Consider the following 914-nt stretch of genomic DNA (forward strand, 5'->3'; position numbering starts at 1 on the left):
CGAAGGTTGAAAAATAAAGAGATTTGAAGGTGCCCAACACCTTCATAGTGTCCCGTTCGTCTAGAGGCCTAGGACACCGCCCTTTCACGGCGGTAACAGGGGTTCGACTCCCCTACGGGATACCACTTAGGGTCGTTAGCTCAGTTGGTAGAGCAGTTGACTTTTAATCAATTGGTCGCAGGTTCGAATCCTGCACGACCCACCATTCTTTCCACAGAGAATGAGTTTATTTCTGATAGAGTCAGGAGTAAATTGAAATATTATGTGGGCGATTAGCTCAGTTGGGAGAGCACCTCCCTTACAAGGAGGGGGTCACTGGTTCGAGCCCGGTATCGCCCACCATTTCATATGGATATACTCTTTAAATGTTTTTGGAAGGATTCCAAACCAGTTCAAGAAATTGACCCTGGTTAGGATTTTTGCCGTCTAAGAATACTTAAAAAGTATATTGTCATTTAAGAAATTGAATGACGTTATATTGCTCTTTAACAATTTGGAAAGCTGACTGATTTAGCTTAATTTATTTTTTAAAAAGTAAAATGTAATTAAGTTAAATCAAAATTTAAAAGTTCTTAATATCTTTTGTTTATCTTTAGATAAACAAATTAAAAACACATTCAAGTGTTCTTGGTATTATTTTTTCTATTTTTTAAGTAGAGATAAAGAGCGAATCCGGCGAAAAACCAGAACTCCCTATCTTTTATACAGAGATAGTGACGAGTTCAACCTTGATTAGTTGAAATACGATCTCAAGTTATTTGTTTTACGTAGTAATTTTATTTTTAGACAAGGCGTTAAGAAATTTATCGAAGGGAGCGTAGCTTGCTACATGACCAAGTAAATTTTGAAAACAACGAAGTATAAAGATAAAAGAACAAGTAAAAAGACCTCTTGGGGTTGTATGGTTAAGTAAT

General features: G+C 36.3%; 3 tRNA genes. All 3 read left to right on the plus strand.

Annotated elements, in window-relative coordinates:
• Positions 1–49 precede the first annotated feature (49 nt).
• Positions 50–125: transfer RNA gene (locus tag BTO23_RS14200), tRNA-Glu, on the plus strand.
• 4 nt (positions 126–129) lie between these two features.
• A tRNA-Lys gene (locus BTO23_RS14205) sits at positions 130–205 on the plus strand.
• Between the two features lie 61 nt (positions 206–266).
• A tRNA-Val gene (locus BTO23_RS14210) sits at positions 267–342 on the plus strand.
• The last annotated feature ends 572 nt before the right edge of the window (positions 343–914 follow it).

The organism is Aliivibrio sifiae (assembly GCF_002954715.1).
Lineage (GTDB): Bacteria > Pseudomonadota > Gammaproteobacteria > Enterobacterales > Vibrionaceae > Aliivibrio > Aliivibrio sifiae.